This window comes from Enterococcus sp. AAFC-DPL-6103 (assembly GCF_058216595.1).
The window spans coordinates 2,020,688-2,038,705 of record NZ_CM177102.1 but is presented as its reverse complement, the minus strand read 5'-3'; the positions used below and the strand labels follow the sequence as shown (position 1 = coordinate 2,038,705).

The following is an 18,018-nucleotide window of genomic DNA, read 5'->3' as shown; positions in this document are numbered from 1 at the left end:
TTGTATTTGTAATAAATTGTAATATTTTTGACATATAAATTGTAATAATCATTTGTATAATGTAAGAGTTGGTATTTTAGGAGAAAGGTGTTGGAGTTCGTGAAGGCAAAAAAAGCCTTAGTTATGCTTGCTGTCTTATTGTCAGCAAATTTAGCACTACCCTTAGTGGCTCAAGCAGAATCGCTTGATTCTTTAAATGAAAAAGAACAAGTTGCAAAACGTCGGGGTGAAGAAATCAGTGTTGAAGTACAAATGACATTAAATGATGTCAATGAAAAGTATCAAGAAGTTGAGAAAATAAAACAAGAAATTGATCAAAATAAGCAAACGATTGATAAATCAAAACAAGAAATCAAGGAAACAGAAGCAACGATTGATAAGCGCAAAGAAGCGGTTGCGCAACGACTAAAAGATGTGCAAATCAATGGTTCGAACGAGCGAAATCTACAAGCACTTTTAGAAGCTGATACAGTTGCTGAATTTATCAACCGTGCATATGCCGTTCGTGTTCTTCACCAAGCAGAAAAAGATAAAATCGCTAGTTTGGATAGTCAAAGACAAAAATTAGTTGATCTTAATCAAAAGTTGGAGGACACACAGACCTCACTAAAAGAGAATCGAGCTTCTTTAGAAGTTGAAGCGAAGGCTTTGAATGAAAAAGTTGATTCTTTAAAACAAAAGCTAGCAGACAATCAAGTGATACTTAGCGAAATTGCTAAGAACAAAGAGGCCGAAACAACGCGAATCGCTACCGAAAAAGCAAAACAAGAAGCGGCTGAACAGGAAGCAAAAAAACGAGCAAAAGAACAAGAAGTGAAAAGGCAAGCTGAAGTAAAAGAGCAAGAAGCTGCTCAAAAAGCAGAAGCAGAAAAATTGGCGACTGAAAAAGCAAAACAAGAGACTGAACTAGCTAAGGAAGAATCAAAAGAAAAGCCAAAAGAAGAGACGCCAAAAGAGGAAGTACCAACATCAGGTGCTACCCGTATGATGGAATCTACAGCATATTCTTATTCAGAACCGGGTTCAGGACATATCACTGCCAGTGGGTTAGATTTATATGATAATCCGCAAGCAATTGCCGTTGACCCTAGTGTGATTCCACTAAATTCAATCGTGAATGTTGAAGGTTATGGTGTGGCGATCGCTGCTGACACAGGAGGCGCAATCAAAGGAAACATTATTGATGTTCACTTTACAACGGTTGCAGAATGTGTTGCTTGGGGACGTCGACAAGTAAAAGTAACTGTAATGAGTTAATAAAAAGGGCTAAGGCAAAACGTACAAGCGTTTGCCTTAGCCCTTTTTTATTATTGTGCTAAATTAGTCAAGCGATTTCCTTGTTTGACATTTACATCAATGACGTTATAAAACGCATTTGGTGTGTCATCAATATCCCAAACAGCTAAAACAACATGATAGCCTAGATGGTCAGCAGGGATCGTTACTTTGTGAGTTGCATCTGTTGAAGCAACTTCTCCCCCATGATCGATTGTATCAATCAATTGTAATTCATCTCGAGTTAATGGTTTGTTTTGATCCCAACCATTTTTTGTAATATAGTAATGCCATTTTGTTGTTGCATGATCAGCAGTAAATGTCCAAGAAAAATTATTTTTTCCAGTGAATACAGTATGTTTTGTCCAACGATCAGCGGTTTGTTTGTCTAAAGTATAATCTCCTAATACGCCATCAGCTGAAGCAATGTGACCGTCTGCAGGTCCAGCTTGCGGAAAGCCTTTTTTTGCTTCCAATGATTGAGGATCATCAATAACTGCACCATATTTATCATGAGCGCCGCTCCAACCTAGATTGCTTTTGTCTAAAAAGCCTTGATAACCACGACTTGCTGGTTCCTTAACATAGCCATGTGCATCAACAGAAACAGTCGTTAATGCAGTAAATCCAGTTGTAACTAAAATGAAACTTAATCCTAACAATGTACTCTTTTTCATCTTGAAACCCTCCAAAATAAATATTCTATTTGAGAGATAAAACTCAAATCTCTCAACAACAAGTAGTATAAAATGGAACAGTTTTAAAAAATTATTTTGTATGTTATTGCAACAAAAAAATTATGTGATCAACTATAAGTGCTCTTTAATCGAAGGATGAAGTCCGTCATTGTCGTTAGACCTAACCAATTGAAAAAATGAATTCCTTGATCGATTTCGGGAATCACGCTTTGATCCCCTTGAGATAAACGATCCAAGGCAGAAAAGATTTTATAATAAGCCATATTTAAGCTATTCGTATGTAATTCTGCTAGTTTTTTAAGTTCAGCAAGAAAAAGTGTTCTTAAAGTGTTTGATGAGCGAGTGAAAGACAGTCTAACGCCATTTAAAATAAAATTGGCTAATAAGTTTTGTTGAACAGCAGTATCTTGATAAATTCCCATTTTAGTAACACTATGATAGAAGGAACGTACGATATAGTCCGTTTTAAAAACAAAAAGACATCTTGAAAATACTGAAAGCTCAAAATGCCCCCAAGTATCGATATGTTCTAAATAATTCATAATTAGTTGAGCTTCTTTTTTGACCTCAGGAGTAATTGCTTCGTTGTCTAAATGATTAAGAATGATTTTCCGTTGGGCGTAAAGCAAACGATAAAAAATATTTCCAGTTTTTTCATATTCTTTTAGTAATTCGTCTTCTTGTGCAGAAGTGAGTGCAGGAGTTGTAAGAAAATAATTGGTTAATTTTTGTTTTGGTGACAGAGAACCATCGTTTAGTAAAAATTCGTATTCCTCTAAAGTCACATTCATTTTTTCTAGATAACTAATCAAAAGCTCAAAACTGATTTTTGTACCACGAGATTCGAAAGCAGCGAGTGTTCCTCGTTGGGAAATTCCCATGGTCAACTGTTCCTGAGTAAAACCACGTTCTTTCCTTAACTTCCGAATCAAAAAAGCATGTTTTGGCATACCAAACACTCCCTTTGTTATTTTATTTCTAGTTTAAGATAACACACTCCGATTCGAATAAAGAAATTCTTCTTTTATGTTGCTTTTTTATTAAAAAGTGTAAAATTCCTTTTGTTTTAAGGAATATTTTGTTGCAATAGCGTACAAAAAAGTCTTTTTTATAAGAGGTAATTTATAATTGAGGAGGATTTTAAAATAAAATAAATGTTGGAGGGAAAAGAATGCAAAAAAAATTATTGTTATTTTCAATTAGTATCATTGGAGGAATATTTGGTTGTGCAAATGGTGTCGCTGCGGATACAGCAGATGAAATGCCAAGTATTGCAAACAAGCAAATCTCGGTTGGTTATTATCATAATTGGCCTGGAGAAATGGGGGCAGGTTATATGGGCGGAGCTCCCGCTGATGTCCAATTAGACCAGATCAATCCCTTTTACAATGTCATTTCTGTTGCCTTTATGAAAGGGGAAGGAATACCTACTTTCAAACCGTATAATATGAGTGATCAAGCATTCAGAAACCAAGTGGCAACTTTAAATGCGCAAAATCGTGCGGTTCTTTTATCACTAGGTGGCGCAGATTCACATATTGAACTTTCAACTGGACAAGAACAGGCTTTTGCAAATGAAATTATTCGCTTGGTCGATACATATGGCTTTGATGGCTTAGATATTGATTTAGAACAAACGGCTGTAGCAGCAGGAGATAATGCAAAAGTCATCCCAGCAGCGTTAAAAATTGTGCGTAACCATTATGAACAACAAAATAAACACTTTATTATTTCAATGGCGCCAGAATTTCCGTATTTGAGAACAGCAGGGAAATATGTACCTTATATCACTGCTTTAGAAAACGACTATGATTTTATTGCGCCACAGCTTTATAATCAAGCTGGAGATGGTATTAGTGTTGGCTCAGAATGGATTGCTCAAAACAACGATAGTAAAAAGTTTGAATTCTTATATGGAATCTCAGATGCCTTTGATAAAGGGGATAATGGCTTTATTCATATCCCAGCAAGTAAATTAGCTTTAGGACTTCCAGCCAACCAAGATGCAGCAGCAAATGGTTATGTCAAAGATCCGAATGTTGTCTATCAAGTGTTTGAAACGCTAGCGAAAAAAGGGACTCCTTTAAAAGGGATCATGACGTGGAGTGTGAACTGGGATGAAGGAAAAAATTCAGCGGGGATTGGTTACAATGAATCATTTGCACGTACTTATCAAGGATTATTTGAAGAACAGGTACCTGATACAGAGAAACCAACTGTTCCAACAAATTTAACAGCATCTGCAACCTCAAACAGTGTTTCGTTGTCTTGGAAAGCTTCTACTGATAATGTCAAAGTAGATCATTACAATATTTATGAAAAAGATCAGTTAGTTGGCACAAGTAAAACAACAGATTTTGTGCATACTGGTTTATCAGCAGCAACAAACTATAGCTATACAGTCGTAGCAGTAGACACGTCAAATAATCAATCTGCGCACTCAACTAAGTTAGATGTGGTTACAAAAGAGGCATCCGAGTTAAGCAAGCCTTCTGCACCTACGAATGTAAAAATTAGCAAAGCTACAGCAAATAGTTTAACTTTAACATGGGACAACAACGCTTTAGAAGAAGAAGTGACCACCTATGAGATTTATCGTGAGAATAAAAAAGTGGCAACGACAACTGACAACCAATTCACGGATCAAAATTTGACACCAGAAACAACATACATGTATCAAATCAAAGCAGTGAATCGAGTTGGTCTCTCTGATTTCAGTCAACAAGTAACAGGCACAACAACTTCTGATAGTAGTGAAGTCCAAGAGTGGAAAGTTGGGGTCACGTACCATGCGGGGGATGTGGTAATTCATCAAGGGCATCAATATAAATGCTTGCAGACACACACATCGATAGCTGTTTGGAGTCCGGATCAAGCACCTGCTTTATGGGAAAAGTTAAGCAAATAAGTTAAAAAAACAAATTATGCAAACATCTAACTAGTGCAAAAAAGGCAACTGTTCTTTTAGTTCATAGTTAGATGTTTGTTTTGTTATATAACGTTCATCTTATTGGGTGGAAAAGAGTTAAAAAGTGTTTCTTGTTGTAGGTAGGTAATTAAAAAACGAAATATCTGTGATTTTTTATTATTTTCAGCTAAAAAATAACGATTATCAAAATATTTTTCTTTACGAATAAGTCTTTTATGTTAAAAAAATATTACGTGATTGTTTCTCAGATGTTACACATAACAAATCACCTTTTAATCATCTATATTGTTCTGTATAATTAAATCAAATATTGCCTTTTTAAAGACCGAAAATTGATTTTTATCGATTGTTTTTTATGCGTTTCGTGGATAAAACAATCGATAAAAAATAGTGATCAGGTGACAAAATTGTTAGGTTGGGAAGGAGTAGATCAGCAATGGATATAGTGAAAAATGGATATATGACTGCTGCAATGCTTTGGCCTAAAAGAAAACTGACCGCGACGATTGTGTACATCATGAGTTTTTCGTTTAATGAAGGCGACTTAATCAAACAGCTTCACTTGAACTATCCAGGAAAGGTGACTGTTTTTTTTGTAGATAAGTGCCGCGAGTATGCGGAAAAGTTAAGGAGTGAAGGGGTTGATGTTCGCCCATTTACGCCCAAAAGTCTGTTTTTAGGAAGAAACCTTTCTTTATTAAAACAAGCAAAAGTGATTATCGTTGATAACTATTTTCCTGAATTAGCAGTGACGGCTTCCGACCAGATAGTCATTCAAGTATGGCATGCTGATGGTGCAATCAAAAAATTTGGTTGGGATGATCCGCAGACGAAGCAACGTAGTCGACAAGACCAAAAGAGGTTTCAAAAAGTTTATAACTCTTTCAACTATGTAGTAGTCAATTCAGACAAGATGGCAGGCATTTTTCAAAAAAGCTATGATTTAAATTTCAACGTGATTAAAAAGGTAGGTTCTCTAAGATTAGAAACAGTTCATAAAGTAGCAAAAACGGTGAAACAAACAAAAAAATTTATTTTATATGCACCGACGTATCGTCCAGAACAAAAAGATATGGAGCACATTTTTACACAAGCATTAGCTACGTTTTCTAAACTATCGGGAGAACAATTTTACGTACATCTACATCCAACGATCAATCAAGAAAATTGGACCTTACCTAAAAATGTACATTGGTGGAATCAAAACATCATGGAAAGTTACCCAAATGTAAAATTATTGATTACGGATTACTCAGCAAGTACCTTTGAGTATCTTACTATACAGGAACAGCCAAAAATTATTTTTTTCTGTCCTGATTTTGATAAATATAAAAATAATCCAGGAATTCAAGATGATTTTCTTGAATGGGCACCTGGACCAGTCGTGAAGAGCCAGGAATTGTTGGGGCAAACAATTCAATCATATTCATATGAAGCAAATGAACAATTGGTAAAAAAAACAAAACTGTTATGGAATCAGTATGAAAATGGCGAAACTGTTGGAGAGATAATGGCGTTAGTGAAAAAGGAACTGGGTGAGATTGGTGGAAAAAACAAATAGGACTGAATACATAAGTGGAGTCCCTGTCGATGATTTAACCTATCAAACAATCGTGGAGGATATTCCAAAATATTTAGCTGCAAATAAAAAAATGTTGATTACAAGTGTTAATCCTCAAATTACCTTGCAAGCTTACCAGTATCCAGAAGTGAAAGCTTATTTGGAGCGGGCGACACATCGGATTGCTGACGGGATTGGTGTGGTCAAGGCTTCTAAAATGTTACGAGGGAATATTCGTGAACGGATAACTGGTATTGAAGTGATGGAAAGAAGCTTGCAGTTTGCGAATCAATTTGGTTACCGAATTTTTTTATATGGAGCCAAAAAGGATGTAGTGAACCAAGCAGCACGAAATATTCAAGAAAAATATCCGAATATTGAAGTGGCGGGCACACTTCATGGCTACACGAGCAGAAATACAGAAGAAGTAATTAAAAAAATTAATCAAGCAAACTGTACCTTTCTCTTTGTTGCCTTGGGATCACCTAAGCAAGAAATCTTTTTGGAAAGAAACGTAGATCAATTGAATGCCAAAGTTTTTCTAGACGTAGGAGGCACCTTTGATGTCCTTGCGGGAGTAGTCAAGCGGGCACCAAAATTTTATTTAGACAATAATCTTGAATGGCTTTATCGATCACTTTCGATGAAGCGTTATGATCGTTTGGTGCAGATTCCGAAGTATTTATATTCGATTCTGCGGCATAGGGACGTCAAAGTGGTCAATAAGACACAACAATTAGATGTAGAAATCAAAAAAGAGTTAAAAGAGTGGAGACATGAGTGAGTACATTGCGAAGAAATCTTGAAATAATTTATCATCGATGGGTGAAAAAAGTTTTTTCTTTACTTAACAAACATCCGAAAGAGAAACTAATCTTTTTTGAAAGTTTTCACGGCAAACAATATAGTGATAACCCACGTGCTATTTATGAATATATTCGGGAAAATTATCCGGAGTACACATGTGTTTGGGCGGTAAAGAAAGGCTTTGAAACTCCTTTCATTGAAAATGACGTTCCTTATGTAAGGCGAATGGGCTTGAAGTGGCTGCTGACAATGCCAAGATCAAAATATTGGTTTTTCAATACTAGGATGCCTGGGTGGATGGTTAAAGGTAAAAATATTTATGTTCAAACATGGCATGGAACGCCACTAAAAAGATTAGGATTAGACATCAAGAATGTGACGATGCCAGGAACGGATACACATAAGTATCGGGAAAATTTTAAAAATGAGGCTGCTCGTTGGGATTATTTGATTTCACCGAATGCCTATAGTACGGAAATCTTTCGAAGTGCATTTGCATATGAAGGAGAGATACTAGAAATCGGTTATCCAAGAAATGATATTCTTCTGTTGCCTGATAAAGATGAAAGAATAAAGCAAATCAAGAAAAAACTAGCTATTGCTGACAATCAAAAAGTTATCCTCTATGCGCCCACTTGGCGAGATAACCAATTTATAAAAAAAGGTGCTTACAAATTTGATAATCAATTTCCTTTCGCTGAAATTTTAGAGCAAGAATCAGATACGGTCATTTTGACTAGACTGCATTACTTAGTGGCAGAACACTTTGATCCCAAACAATATGGCAATCGTGTGATAGATGTTTCTAGTTATGAAGATATCAGTCATTTGTATTTGATTGCAGATTTGCTAATTACTGATTATTCTTCTGTCATGTTTGACTTTGCTTTAACGAAAAAGCCAATGATCTTTTATATGTATGATTTAGACTCTTACGGAAAAGAAATCAGAGGCTTTTATGAGGGAGTACTGGATAAGTTGCCGGGGCCAATCATTCAGAAAAAAGAAGAACTTATTTCTGAAATCCATGCAGTAAAGGCAACGTCTTTTAAATCCAATAGTAAGTATTATGCATTTTATCAACGTTTTTGTATTGATGATATTGATGCGACTGAAAAATTATTAACGAAAATTTTAGGAGGAACAAAATGAAACGAGTAATTACTTATGGAACATTTGATTTATTACATTATGGTCACATCAATTTATTAAAGAGAGCGAAAGAACAAGGTGATTATCTAGTTGTAGCCCTATCAACAGATGAATTTAACTGGAACCAAAAGCAAAAAAAATGCTATTTTTCTTATGAAAAAAGAAAACAATTGCTAGAAGCTGTGCGTTATGTTGATTTGGTCATTCCAGAAAATGACTGGAGTCAAAAAGCATCTGACATTAAAGAATATCATATTGATACTTTTGTGATGGGAGACGATTGGGCAGGTAAGTTTGATTTTCTGGAAACAGAAACAACTGCTGAAGTTTTCTACTTACCAAGAACACCTGAAATCTCAACAACACAAATCAAGAAAGACTTGAATAAAGTGTAATTTAAGTGATGCTGCAAAGTTGAAAGAGGTGTTTTTTTGAAGTGCGAATGTTCGTTCATATCATTGAATAATAACAACTTGCGAGGTAGTTTGAAAGACGCCTCGCTTCTTGGCGTTTTCTCGGAGAATTACTCATTACAAGTCAATCAAGAAAATTTTCAGATCGTCAATGTAACGGAAATGCTACTAGCTGATGAACTTATTTTTCAAATTGAAGTCGATCGAGAATTACCGTCTGACATTCAAACCAACTCAATAGTTAAACTAGTTGATTTAAATACGACAATAATAGAATTAAGGACGCATAATTGGTTCATTGAACAGAGGATTAGTCAGGAAAACAAGATACCTATATTTGATTGTTTGATTGAAAATCAGCAATTGAAATTTTCCTTTTTTGATCTGTCTCAAACAGACTTTACAATAAACGTTCGCTCAAAGTCTGGAAAATTATACGAAAAAATTCATTACTTTAGAAGTCAAACAGCTGGAATAACAACCATTTCAATAAATAATCTTGACTTAATTGACCAGATAAATGAATTAGGTCAGTACCATTTTTACCTTGAAACTGAAGGGAAGAGTTATGAATTTTTACTAGCTAAGATTCATACAAAAAAAAATAAGTATCTTGATTTTATATATAAGGATGCTACTCGTGAAGTAATGATCTATGCCTCTCAAAAAACATCGTTATCATTTACAATACAGCCACCAGTTAAAATGAATGAATTTCGTTACCATAAAAAAGCGAAGTTGTTAGCCTTGAGGAAAAAAACATCGTTGGTTATAGAAATTAAGATTCCAATAGAGTATAGAGAAGGCTTTACCTATTTGTTGAAAATCCAACACAGAGGAACGCTAACAGCTGCATATCAATTAGAACCAATAAAAAGAATCGGAAAGAAACTTGTTTTTTCTATTGATTTAACTGCCTATGACTGGGCGTATTATTACTGGGATTTATATTTAGAATGCCAAGGTGAGCAAGAAACATATGCTTGTAGAATAATCAATAAGTCATTCTTTCTGTACTTAAAATTACAGTACTTTTCGGGACGTTATCAGTCAAAAATAGATGAGAACATCGTGTATCCATATCAAACAATGAAGTATGCCATCAGTCTTAATTATCGTCCCTTTAGCGAGTATGAGACGAAAAAATACAAACGAAATGAATGGATTGCTTATGTCCTAGCTCATACGATAGGTCTCTTTTTTTTAGGGAACGATATTTGGTTGATTCATGAAAAATACTCAAATACAGCACAAGATAATTCATATTATTTTTTCAATTATTTACAAGAAAAAACTAATCAACGTGCATATTTTGTAATAAAAAAAGAATCACCAGAGTACAACAAGTTAGATCACTATCAACGACGTCGAGTTGATTTTATGAGTGTGAAACATCTCTTTTTGCTACTTATAGCCAGAAGAGTGGTTGCTTCGGAATCTAAGGGTCATGGTTACGCTTGGCGGGTACAAACAGGACCAATCAAGCCCATTCTAGATAAAAAAAGATATGTCTTTCTTCAACATGGTGTTTTAGGTCTTAAGAAACTTGACAATACATTTAATGCAACACGTTCAAATAATCAAGCAGAACTTTTTATCACATCAGCAGAGTGGGAGAAAAAAATAGTTCAGAAATACTTAGAATATACTCCTCAAAATATTGTAGTGACAGGGCTAGCTAGATGGGATGAGTTACAAAAAAATAAAGGTAAATTGATAAAGAAGAAACAATTTTTGATTATGCCAACTTGGCGAACTTGGTTAGAAGATTTAACTCAAGAAGAATTTATCAAATCAGATTTTTTTCAACAATATTCTCAACTGCTTTCCAATCAGGAGCTCCTAAAGTTCTTGGAGATGGAAAGCTACACTATCATTTTTTATATTCATCCCAAATTAGCGGAATATATTCAATTGTTTGATGTTTCTGCACATAGAAATCTACGTATTATTCCAATGGGCGATGTTCCATTAAACGAACTTCTTTCTGAGAGTGAATGTTTAATAACAGATTATTCTAGCATTTATTGGGAGGCCTTGTACCAAGGAATACCAACAATATTTTTCCAATTTGACATAGAAAAATATCAACAACTGCAAGGAAGTTATCTCGATCTTAATAAAGAGTTAGAAGAAACTCGCTGTTTTGATGTACAATCTTTGATTTTAGAGATGAAGCAAAGAGGTTATCTTTCAAACGATGTAAACTTACATGCAAAAACAGTCTTTCCCTATATAGATAATCAAAATTCAGCCAGAATTTTTGAAGAAATCAAACGATATGAACCTAATTTAATAAATAGACTAAAACAAAGAATTAAAAGGAATCGACTAGTTGAAATGGTTAGAATACGTATCAACGATATAGTCAGATAGAAGGAATTTTTAACATTCCTATATTGCTTATGAGGTGAACAAATTGAAAACAACGTTAGTAGCTAAGAAGTTAATTTATGATAATCAATCAATTTATATTGAATTATCTGGTGAAGAGAGAATTGAAGAATTGTACTTGACAGAATGTATATCTGGAAAAACATATGAAATACTTGCAAGTAAAGAAGGAATGGGGTATCGCTTTTCTATTCAGGGATTAAACATTTTTAATCGTCCCTTACAAATAGTCACTCTTTTTGGAACAATTAGGGTCAATGAGTTAACAGATAGCTCAGATAGTTCGTTACCTATCCATTTATTAGAAGAAAAATATTTCTTTATTTCTGAATCGAAGATATTTAACTACATGATCTCACCAAATCAAATCATAAAAAATGATGAACAAATCATAGCTCGATTGACAAATAATCATTTGACAATTGAAGAAATCGCAAACTATCGACAAGTCGATTTCTTTGTGAAAAATGAATCTGGTTACTATTTGAGGATCAATGGTCATCAAAAAGACAATAAACTTTCTGTTGATCTAACCGAAATGATTCAGGAGTTAGAAGTTATTCAAAGCTTCAGTAGTTCTTCTTTTTATCTTGTTGAATATGTATTAGATCAATACGTCGCTACCAAAATCGTTACTTCAAAAGTAGAAAATGAACATGCTCAATTTTATCCTTTATCAGAATCATTCTTTCTACTAGAGAATGTACAACAAACAATGCTTATTCGAAACAAAGCATTTGTAACCTCTGTACAGGATATTCAAAATTTAAAAAATGTATATATTAAAACGCAACAAACAGATTATTCTCAGTTGACAAAAGAAGGTCTTACTTTGCTACCAAGTCAACAAATCCAGCTGTTTAAAAAAGAGAATCAAGCGTTCGTACCTTATAAGTTCTCCAAAAAGGAATTACATGTTTTAAAAAACTATCCCGAGATACTCGGGAACCAAGTGAAATTTTTTATTAAAGGTAATTCTATTTGGATCGAACCACTCACAAACTCACAACCGGTTTTAAAAAATAATTTTAGTAGCTTAGAAATCAGAATAAATAATCTAGAAGAAATCGCTTTGGAAGGCAAAACAAAAGAACGTTACATTCCTTGGCAAAAATCGGGTGAGCGATTCACATTAGATCTATTGAAGATACCACTTTCTCAAAATCAAGAATATAAAATTATAGGGATCAATGGTATCACAAAGCAAAAAATTTATTTGGACTTAAAAGTTCAGCCACAGAATGTATTAAGCTATTCACTCATTCAACACCACAAGCAAACCATGTTGATAACTTATGATTATGAAACTTTTATAGCTAAGAATTATCCAGTCAAAGTTACGAAACCTGTAGGAATCAAGAATATCTGGTCTGAAGGGGAAAAACTATTTTTAGTACCAGAAAAAAGATTCTCTTTAAAACAAAATTTAATAATGAAACGTCGTGGAAAAACTGACTTGATTTTAATTCATTTATCCCTGATGGAAGACGGTAGCTATTTTGCTGATCTTTCGGATATAAAGAACGAATTGGAACAAGATACAAAACTTTATGGTGATTTTTATCTTCAAGAAATCGCATCTGAAGCAATCAAACGTTCGCCATTAAAAATCAAGGATAGTGTAGTTGAAAAACTTCCCGGTAAATTACTGATGGAGTTTGCACATCATAATGAGCAACCTGAGAAATATAATGTTGGTTTGTATGTCAATAAGGACAAAGGAATCAGTTTATTGCAAGATGTTTATCCAGCATACTTAAGATTCATGAAAAAAGTGATTACGAAAGACTTAGATGTAACAGAACTAACGATTGAGAAGCAATTTCTAAACTTAACTATTCCTGAGCTGGATGGCATCAAATCTCCTATCCAGTTAAAAGTTATCAAACGTGCAACGAAGGAAGAAATTATTTTAGAAAGTAAGGTTCGAACAGAAGATGATTCAGCTATTGGGTTTGACTTGTCCCCACTTATTGAAAACTCAGTAGGAGCATTTCCACGTCTTGATTTTCGTCTTTCTCTTGAGACGACCTACTCAAAATATGAGGAATGCAAGTTACGTATGAAAAAGAGCAAAAAGCGTAAAGAAGGGTTGAGTCTAACTCGACTAACTGAAGAGCAATCATTTTTAATTTACACAACAAAAAGTAATATTATTTGTGGTGTGTTTTCTACCTATACTGCTGGTGCGAGAGAGTATTTTCAAGTACAAACAAAATTAAAAGGTATGAAAAAAGCTGGAAACGGCTATGTATTCAAAATAGTACTAAACAGTCAAGAACATTTTGAAGTGGAAAATGCTTATTTGCAACTACGAAGTAAAGAATATAACATGCAAATCAATTGTAAAATGATCAACCAAACAAAAAATGAAGTTGAATTTTCTTTTGAAATGGATTGGAATAAGTTTTTCCCACTGTATTGGGATTTATTCGTTGGAATGAAATTCAATGGAGTGGTTTATCCAATTAAAATAAAAGGGACGCAAAAAGAAATATTGGATCAAGTGGAAGCCAATTATTTGAATAATAGTTTGTTGAGTGACGATAAATCTAAAATCATCTACCCATATGTTACATTCTCTAACGATATCGCATTTATGATCAGAGAAAAAGAAAATTACGAAAACAAGTGGACAAGTTTTAAAGATAAAGCAGGTTACTTAACTTATCGTTTATTCAAAGGATATTTAGATAAAAAACGTATTTGGTTAGGGTTTGAAAAATTTTCTCAAACGGCGCAAGATAACGGTTATGCAATGTTTGATTATGTACAGAAAAATAATCTCAAACAGCAGTATTACTATGTATTATCGAAAGATTCAAAAGACTATTTAAATGCCAAAAAAGAACATAAAAATATTCTTACCCATATGTCGTATCGCTACTTTGTTATGTTATATGCTTCTAAATTATTGATTGCGTCTGAAACACCGCGACATGTGCATAATATTCGAGTGAGATCTGGACGTGCTGCGAAAGCAATTCAAGAAAAGAAAAGTGTATTTTTACAGCATGGTGTTACCGCATTAAAACGTTCAGATGTATTTAAGAAAAGCAAAGGACGAGGCAATTTTGATATGGTAGTTGCAACATCCGACTTTGAGAAAGAAATTTTACATGAAAATTGGCTGTACGATGAAGATGAGATTGCAGTTACTGGTTTTTCTCGTTGGGATTTATTGGAAGATCGTTCGAGTCAACAAGAACGTAAAAAAATATTTGTTATGCCAACTTGGCGTTCGTGGATGGAAGATATGCCTAAAGAAGAGTTTATCAAAACAGATTACTATAATAACTACATGGGCTTTTTAGCTTCAAGTAAGTTAGAGACAATGCTAAAAGAGAATGACTTAGAGATTATCTTTTTCTTACATCCTAAATTCAAAAATTACATTTCAGAATTTAGTGCACCGAGTGAGCGAATCAAGCTTTATGCTTTTGGCGATATTAAGGTAAACGAAATGATTATGGCATCTTCATTAATGATTAGTGACTATTCATCTGTTACATGGGATATGTTTTATATGGGAAAACCAGTTATCTTTTTCCAATTTGATTATGAAAAATATAATGAATATGAAGGAAGCTATATTGACATGGAAACGGAATTATTCGGTAAACGTGCCACAACAGTTGATCAACTAATCAGTACAATTGAACAAACAATTTCTCAAAATTTTATTTTAGAAGAGCCTTATCAAGTGTTGCGTGAAAAATATTTTAATTATCATGACCGTGGAAATAGTCAAAGAATTTATGAAACAATAGTCAAAGAAAGAGTGGATCAATAATGAATAGTGTGCGGATTTTTGAGGATAGACTCTATATCACATGGGAAAACCCTTGTGAACTAATTTCAGTCTCTGGGGAAAAATTTCCTTTTAGAAAAGAAAATACGGATACGTATAGTTTAAATATTGAACATTTTATTACAGGTGAATTCAAAATTATCGATAACGTGGGTAATGAAATTCTTCTTGTAGAGGGTGGCAGCAAACTGTTTTTAACGGATGAACAAAACAACAGCTATAGAGTTATTTCACAGACGAAAGTAGGATTTTGTGTTCAGACTGTGCCATATCGAAATAAAAATTTCAATGGAGTAATGGCTGAGCCTCTTATAATTGGGAGAAAGGATAATGAACTAGCGACTATTAATCTAAATAGAACTGATGAAAATCCTCAAATATTTTTCTGTTTGGGTGAAGATATCAGTGCAATTGATTTTTTAGTTGATCGTAATTATGAGGTATCTATTGCACAACATTATGTTGCTCACATCAGTGGACGATTAATTGTATTTGACGGTGTTAAATTTTTAGCAAATACTAAAATGAAACATACAGAATATCACAATTTAGAGCTGAAAGTAACTAATATAGATGTAGTGAATGAATCCATCGTTCTGACTGCACCAGCTACTCACTCAATGGTTGAAGCTTCTCTCTTAATAGGGAAACGATGGCTATTTGGTAAAGTGAGAGATGGACAAATCACCTTTAATCGAAGCTTATTTCCTGAATTATGTGGGAGAGTAAAATTATATCTTGGAAATCAACAACTACTTACTTCAGTCAAAAAAATCTTTCTAGAAGGAGATAATTTTGCCGAAGATCTACTTATAGAAAATAATCAACTGTATTTGTTGAAGAAAACGGAAATTCCAACTAATTTCACAAATCAAGAATTAAAAAAACATGGTAAAATCAAGTTTTCTAATTTGAAATTGGTAGATTATCAGCTTAGTTTCAAATTAGAAAGGCAGTTTAAAAATGCACAATTAATCATCAATAAAAGAGGACAGGGATTAAATTATACTCTTCCTTTGAATAATGAGGATGATTATTATCACAGTAATTTACGTAGTTTCATGGAGGATGAGGTAGCTGAATTAAAAAAAGCTCGTTTCGATTTTTACCTATATGTTTTTAGTGAAGGTCAATATAAATTGATGCGTTTAGCAAATAAAGAAAAATTACCTAAAGATAAAAAGAATCGTTTTTTTGGAGTAATAACTTATGGTCAGCATAAAACAGCGTATTCTCAACATTTTGAATTGTATTTGACTAACAGCAATACCTTGTCACTTGTAAAAAATAACTTATCTAACTTAGCTAAAGAGCGCTATGAAATAAAAACGCAAGTAGCCGATTTTGTTTATAAAAAACCCGAAGTAAGGTTAACTTGTAAGCTAGAAACAAAAAATAAAGAGGACATATCTGTTCAAAGTGTTTTACTGGTGAAACGCAACAAGGATATGCTAGAACGAATAAAAATAACTGATTTTACTATTGATCAAAAGAAAAATCATCTTTTAATCAAAACAACAATTGATTTGTCAATGTATGATTTTGAGCCATTATATTGGGATCTGTATGTTGAGATAAATGTAAATGAACAACGCTATTTTGTACGTATAAATAAAGCAAGTAAAGCTGCTAAACGAAATATTAGAAGTAACACACTTAAATATCAATACCATACGCAAGACGATTTTTTAATGTACCCGTATATTACAATTAGTGAGGATATTTCTTTTACTTATCGAAAAAGAGAAAGCTATGAAACCAAATGGAATAACTTTAAGGAACAATCTGCTTACTATTTAGCTCGATTGATGAAACCGTATTTTGCTAAAAAAGATATTTGGATAGGTTTTGAAAAACTAGCTTCCTCAGCTCACGACAGTGGTTATCACTTTTTTTATTATTGCTATGAAAACAAAAAACATGATCAGTTTTATTATGTGATTGATAAACATGCAACCGAAGCAAAATTCTTGGATGATAAGAAAGATCGTACATTGAACTTTATGTCATTTAAGTATTTCTTGTATTTGTTTTCTTCAACTTTACTGATTTCTTCTGACACTAAGCGTAATGTTTATAATTTGAAGCAAAAAGAAACCTATATGGGACGTGTTTTAACAGAAAAACCGTTAGCTTACTTACAACATGGTGTGAATGGGTTGAAGAAAGTTCCTGACTTCTATAAAAATAGAAATGTATTTGACTTAGTAATTGTACCTTCAGAATATGAAAAACGCTTAGTAATCAATGAGTGGGGATATGAGGAAGAAGAAGTAGCTGTAACTGGATTGGCTCGTTGGGATGTCATGCGGGATAGGACAAGTGAAATTCCGTATCGTCAAATTTTTGTAATGCCAACTTGGCGGACTTGGATGGACGGTCTACCTAAAGAAAAATTTATTCAAACGGATTATTTTAAAGAATATAGTCAATTTTTAGCTTCGAAGGAATTAAAAGAATTACTTGTAGCGAATAATGTAAGAATCGCTTTTTTCTTACATCCAAAGTTCAAAGAATATATTGATCTATTTGAAATTGACCCAGAAATAATCGATAAATATGAATTTTTAGAGGTTCCAATGGACGAGTTAATTATGAAGAGTTCGATGATGATTTCAGATTATTCAAGTGTGATCTGGGAAATGTATTACTTAAGGAAACCTTGTGTCTTTTTCCAATTTGATATAGAAAAATATTTACAATATGAAGGACTCTACATGGATCCGAAAAAAGATTTATTTGGGGATGTAGCTTACACATCAGATAAGTTGATCATGCTTATCCAAGAAACGATAGAAAATGGTTTTGTAGAAAAAGAAGTTTATGCGAATATGCGTAAGGATTATTTCTCATTGATGGATCATGACAATTCGAAGCGGATTTATGATGCAATCATTGATTCTAATGTTCAATCGAAAAAAAATGGTGGTATTAAGCCTATAACTAAAAAAAACTTGTTAAAAAAAATAGGAAAATAG

The 18,018-nt window shown here is 33.4% G+C and carries 11 protein-coding genes; 9 read left to right on the top strand and 2 right to left on the bottom strand.

All coding sequences use genetic code 11. The features are described 5' to 3' along the window. Positions 1-99 precede the first annotated feature (99 nt). A complete protein-coding gene (locus AC4BC3_RS09680; protein WP_490467311.1) occupies positions 100-1,257 on the top strand; it encodes a 3D domain-containing protein in 1,158 nt (385 codons plus the stop codon). A 50-nt stretch (positions 1,258-1,307) separates the two neighbouring features. Here AC4BC3_RS09680 and AC4BC3_RS09675 read toward each other — a convergent pair whose 3' ends face one another. Together AC4BC3_RS09675 and AC4BC3_RS09670 are read right to left on the bottom strand one after the other, a co-directional pair. Next, the gene (locus AC4BC3_RS09675; protein ID WP_490466376.1) at positions 1,308-1,952 is read right to left on the bottom strand and encodes a lytic polysaccharide monooxygenase; all 645 of its coding nucleotides are present in this window, start codon (positions 1,950-1,952) and stop codon (positions 1,308-1,310) included. 128 nt (positions 1,953-2,080) lie between these two features. Then, on the bottom strand, positions 2,081-2,923 hold the full coding sequence (locus tag AC4BC3_RS09670) for an Rgg family transcriptional regulator (RefSeq protein WP_206909470.1): 843 nt from the start codon (positions 2,921-2,923) through the stop codon (positions 2,081-2,083). 221 nt (positions 2,924-3,144) lie between these two features. Here AC4BC3_RS09670 and AC4BC3_RS09665 point away from each other — a divergent pair, with 221 nt between their 5' ends. The 8 genes from AC4BC3_RS09665 to AC4BC3_RS09630 all read left to right on the top strand — a co-directional run bounded on the left by AC4BC3_RS09665 (position 3,145) and on the right by AC4BC3_RS09630 (position 18,018). After that, positions 3,145-4,881: a fibronectin type III domain-containing protein gene (locus tag AC4BC3_RS09665; protein WP_490466375.1), complete on the top strand. Its 1,737-nt coding sequence runs from the start codon at positions 3,145-3,147 to the stop codon at positions 4,879-4,881. Between the two features lie 457 nt (positions 4,882-5,338). Next, positions 5,339-6,463, top strand: a complete 1,125-nt coding sequence (locus AC4BC3_RS09660; protein WP_490466374.1) for a CDP-glycerol glycerophosphotransferase family protein — start codon at positions 5,339-5,341, stop codon at positions 6,461-6,463. After that, complete coding sequence (locus AC4BC3_RS09655; RefSeq protein ID WP_206909475.1) at positions 6,447-7,247, top strand: WecB/TagA/CpsF family glycosyltransferase; 801 nt, start codon at positions 6,447-6,449, stop codon at positions 7,245-7,247. The genes AC4BC3_RS09660 and AC4BC3_RS09655 overlap by 17 nt, the downstream gene beginning before the upstream one ends. Positions 7,248-7,252: 5 nt before the next feature. Then, on the top strand, positions 7,253-8,422 hold the full coding sequence (locus AC4BC3_RS09650) for a CDP-glycerol glycerophosphotransferase family protein (RefSeq protein ID WP_490467310.1): 1,170 nt from the start codon (positions 7,253-7,255) through the stop codon (positions 8,420-8,422). After that, positions 8,419-8,817 (top strand): glycerol-3-phosphate cytidylyltransferase, encoded by a 399-nt coding sequence (gene tagD / locus AC4BC3_RS09645; protein ID WP_206909476.1) that lies wholly within the window; start codon positions 8,419-8,421, stop codon positions 8,815-8,817. The genes AC4BC3_RS09650 and tagD overlap by 4 nt, the downstream gene beginning before the upstream one ends. Before the next feature lie 90 nt (positions 8,818-8,907). Continuing rightward, positions 8,908-11,211 (top strand): CDP-glycerol glycerophosphotransferase family protein, encoded by a 2,304-nt coding sequence (locus AC4BC3_RS09640; RefSeq protein ID WP_490466373.1) that lies wholly within the window; start codon positions 8,908-8,910, stop codon positions 11,209-11,211. 43 nt (positions 11,212-11,254) lie between these two features. Next, positions 11,255-15,022, top strand: coding sequence for a CDP-glycerol glycerophosphotransferase family protein (locus AC4BC3_RS09635; protein ID WP_490466372.1), 3,768 nt, complete (start codon positions 11,255-11,257; stop codon positions 15,020-15,022). Next, the gene (locus tag AC4BC3_RS09630) at positions 15,022-18,018 is read left to right on the top strand and encodes a CDP-glycerol glycerophosphotransferase family protein (RefSeq protein ID WP_490466371.1); all 2,997 of its coding nucleotides are present in this window, start codon (positions 15,022-15,024) and stop codon (positions 18,016-18,018) included. The genes AC4BC3_RS09635 and AC4BC3_RS09630 overlap by 1 nt, the downstream gene beginning before the upstream one ends.

What these genes read in the sequence shown, in the direction of transcription:
- AC4BC3_RS09675 (WP_490466376.1), bottom strand. Translation starts at nt 1,952, where the DNA reads ATGAAAAAGAGTACATTGTTAGGATTAAGTTTCATTTTAGTTACAACT.
- AC4BC3_RS09670 (WP_206909470.1), bottom strand. Translation starts at nt 2,923, where the DNA reads ATGCCAAAACATGCTTTTTTGATTCGGAAGTTAAGGAAAGAACGTGGT.
- AC4BC3_RS09665 (WP_490466375.1), top strand. Translation starts at nt 3,145, where the DNA reads ATGCAAAAAAAATTATTGTTATTTTCAATTAGTATCATTGGAGGAATA.
- AC4BC3_RS09660 (WP_490466374.1), top strand. Translation starts at nt 5,339, where the DNA reads ATGGATATAGTGAAAAATGGATATATGACTGCTGCAATGCTTTGGCCT.
- tagD (WP_206909476.1), top strand. Translation starts at nt 8,419, where the DNA reads ATGAAACGAGTAATTACTTATGGAACATTTGATTTATTACATTATGGT.
- AC4BC3_RS09630 (WP_490466371.1), top strand. Translation starts at nt 15,022, where the DNA reads ATGAATAGTGTGCGGATTTTTGAGGATAGACTCTATATCACATGGGAA.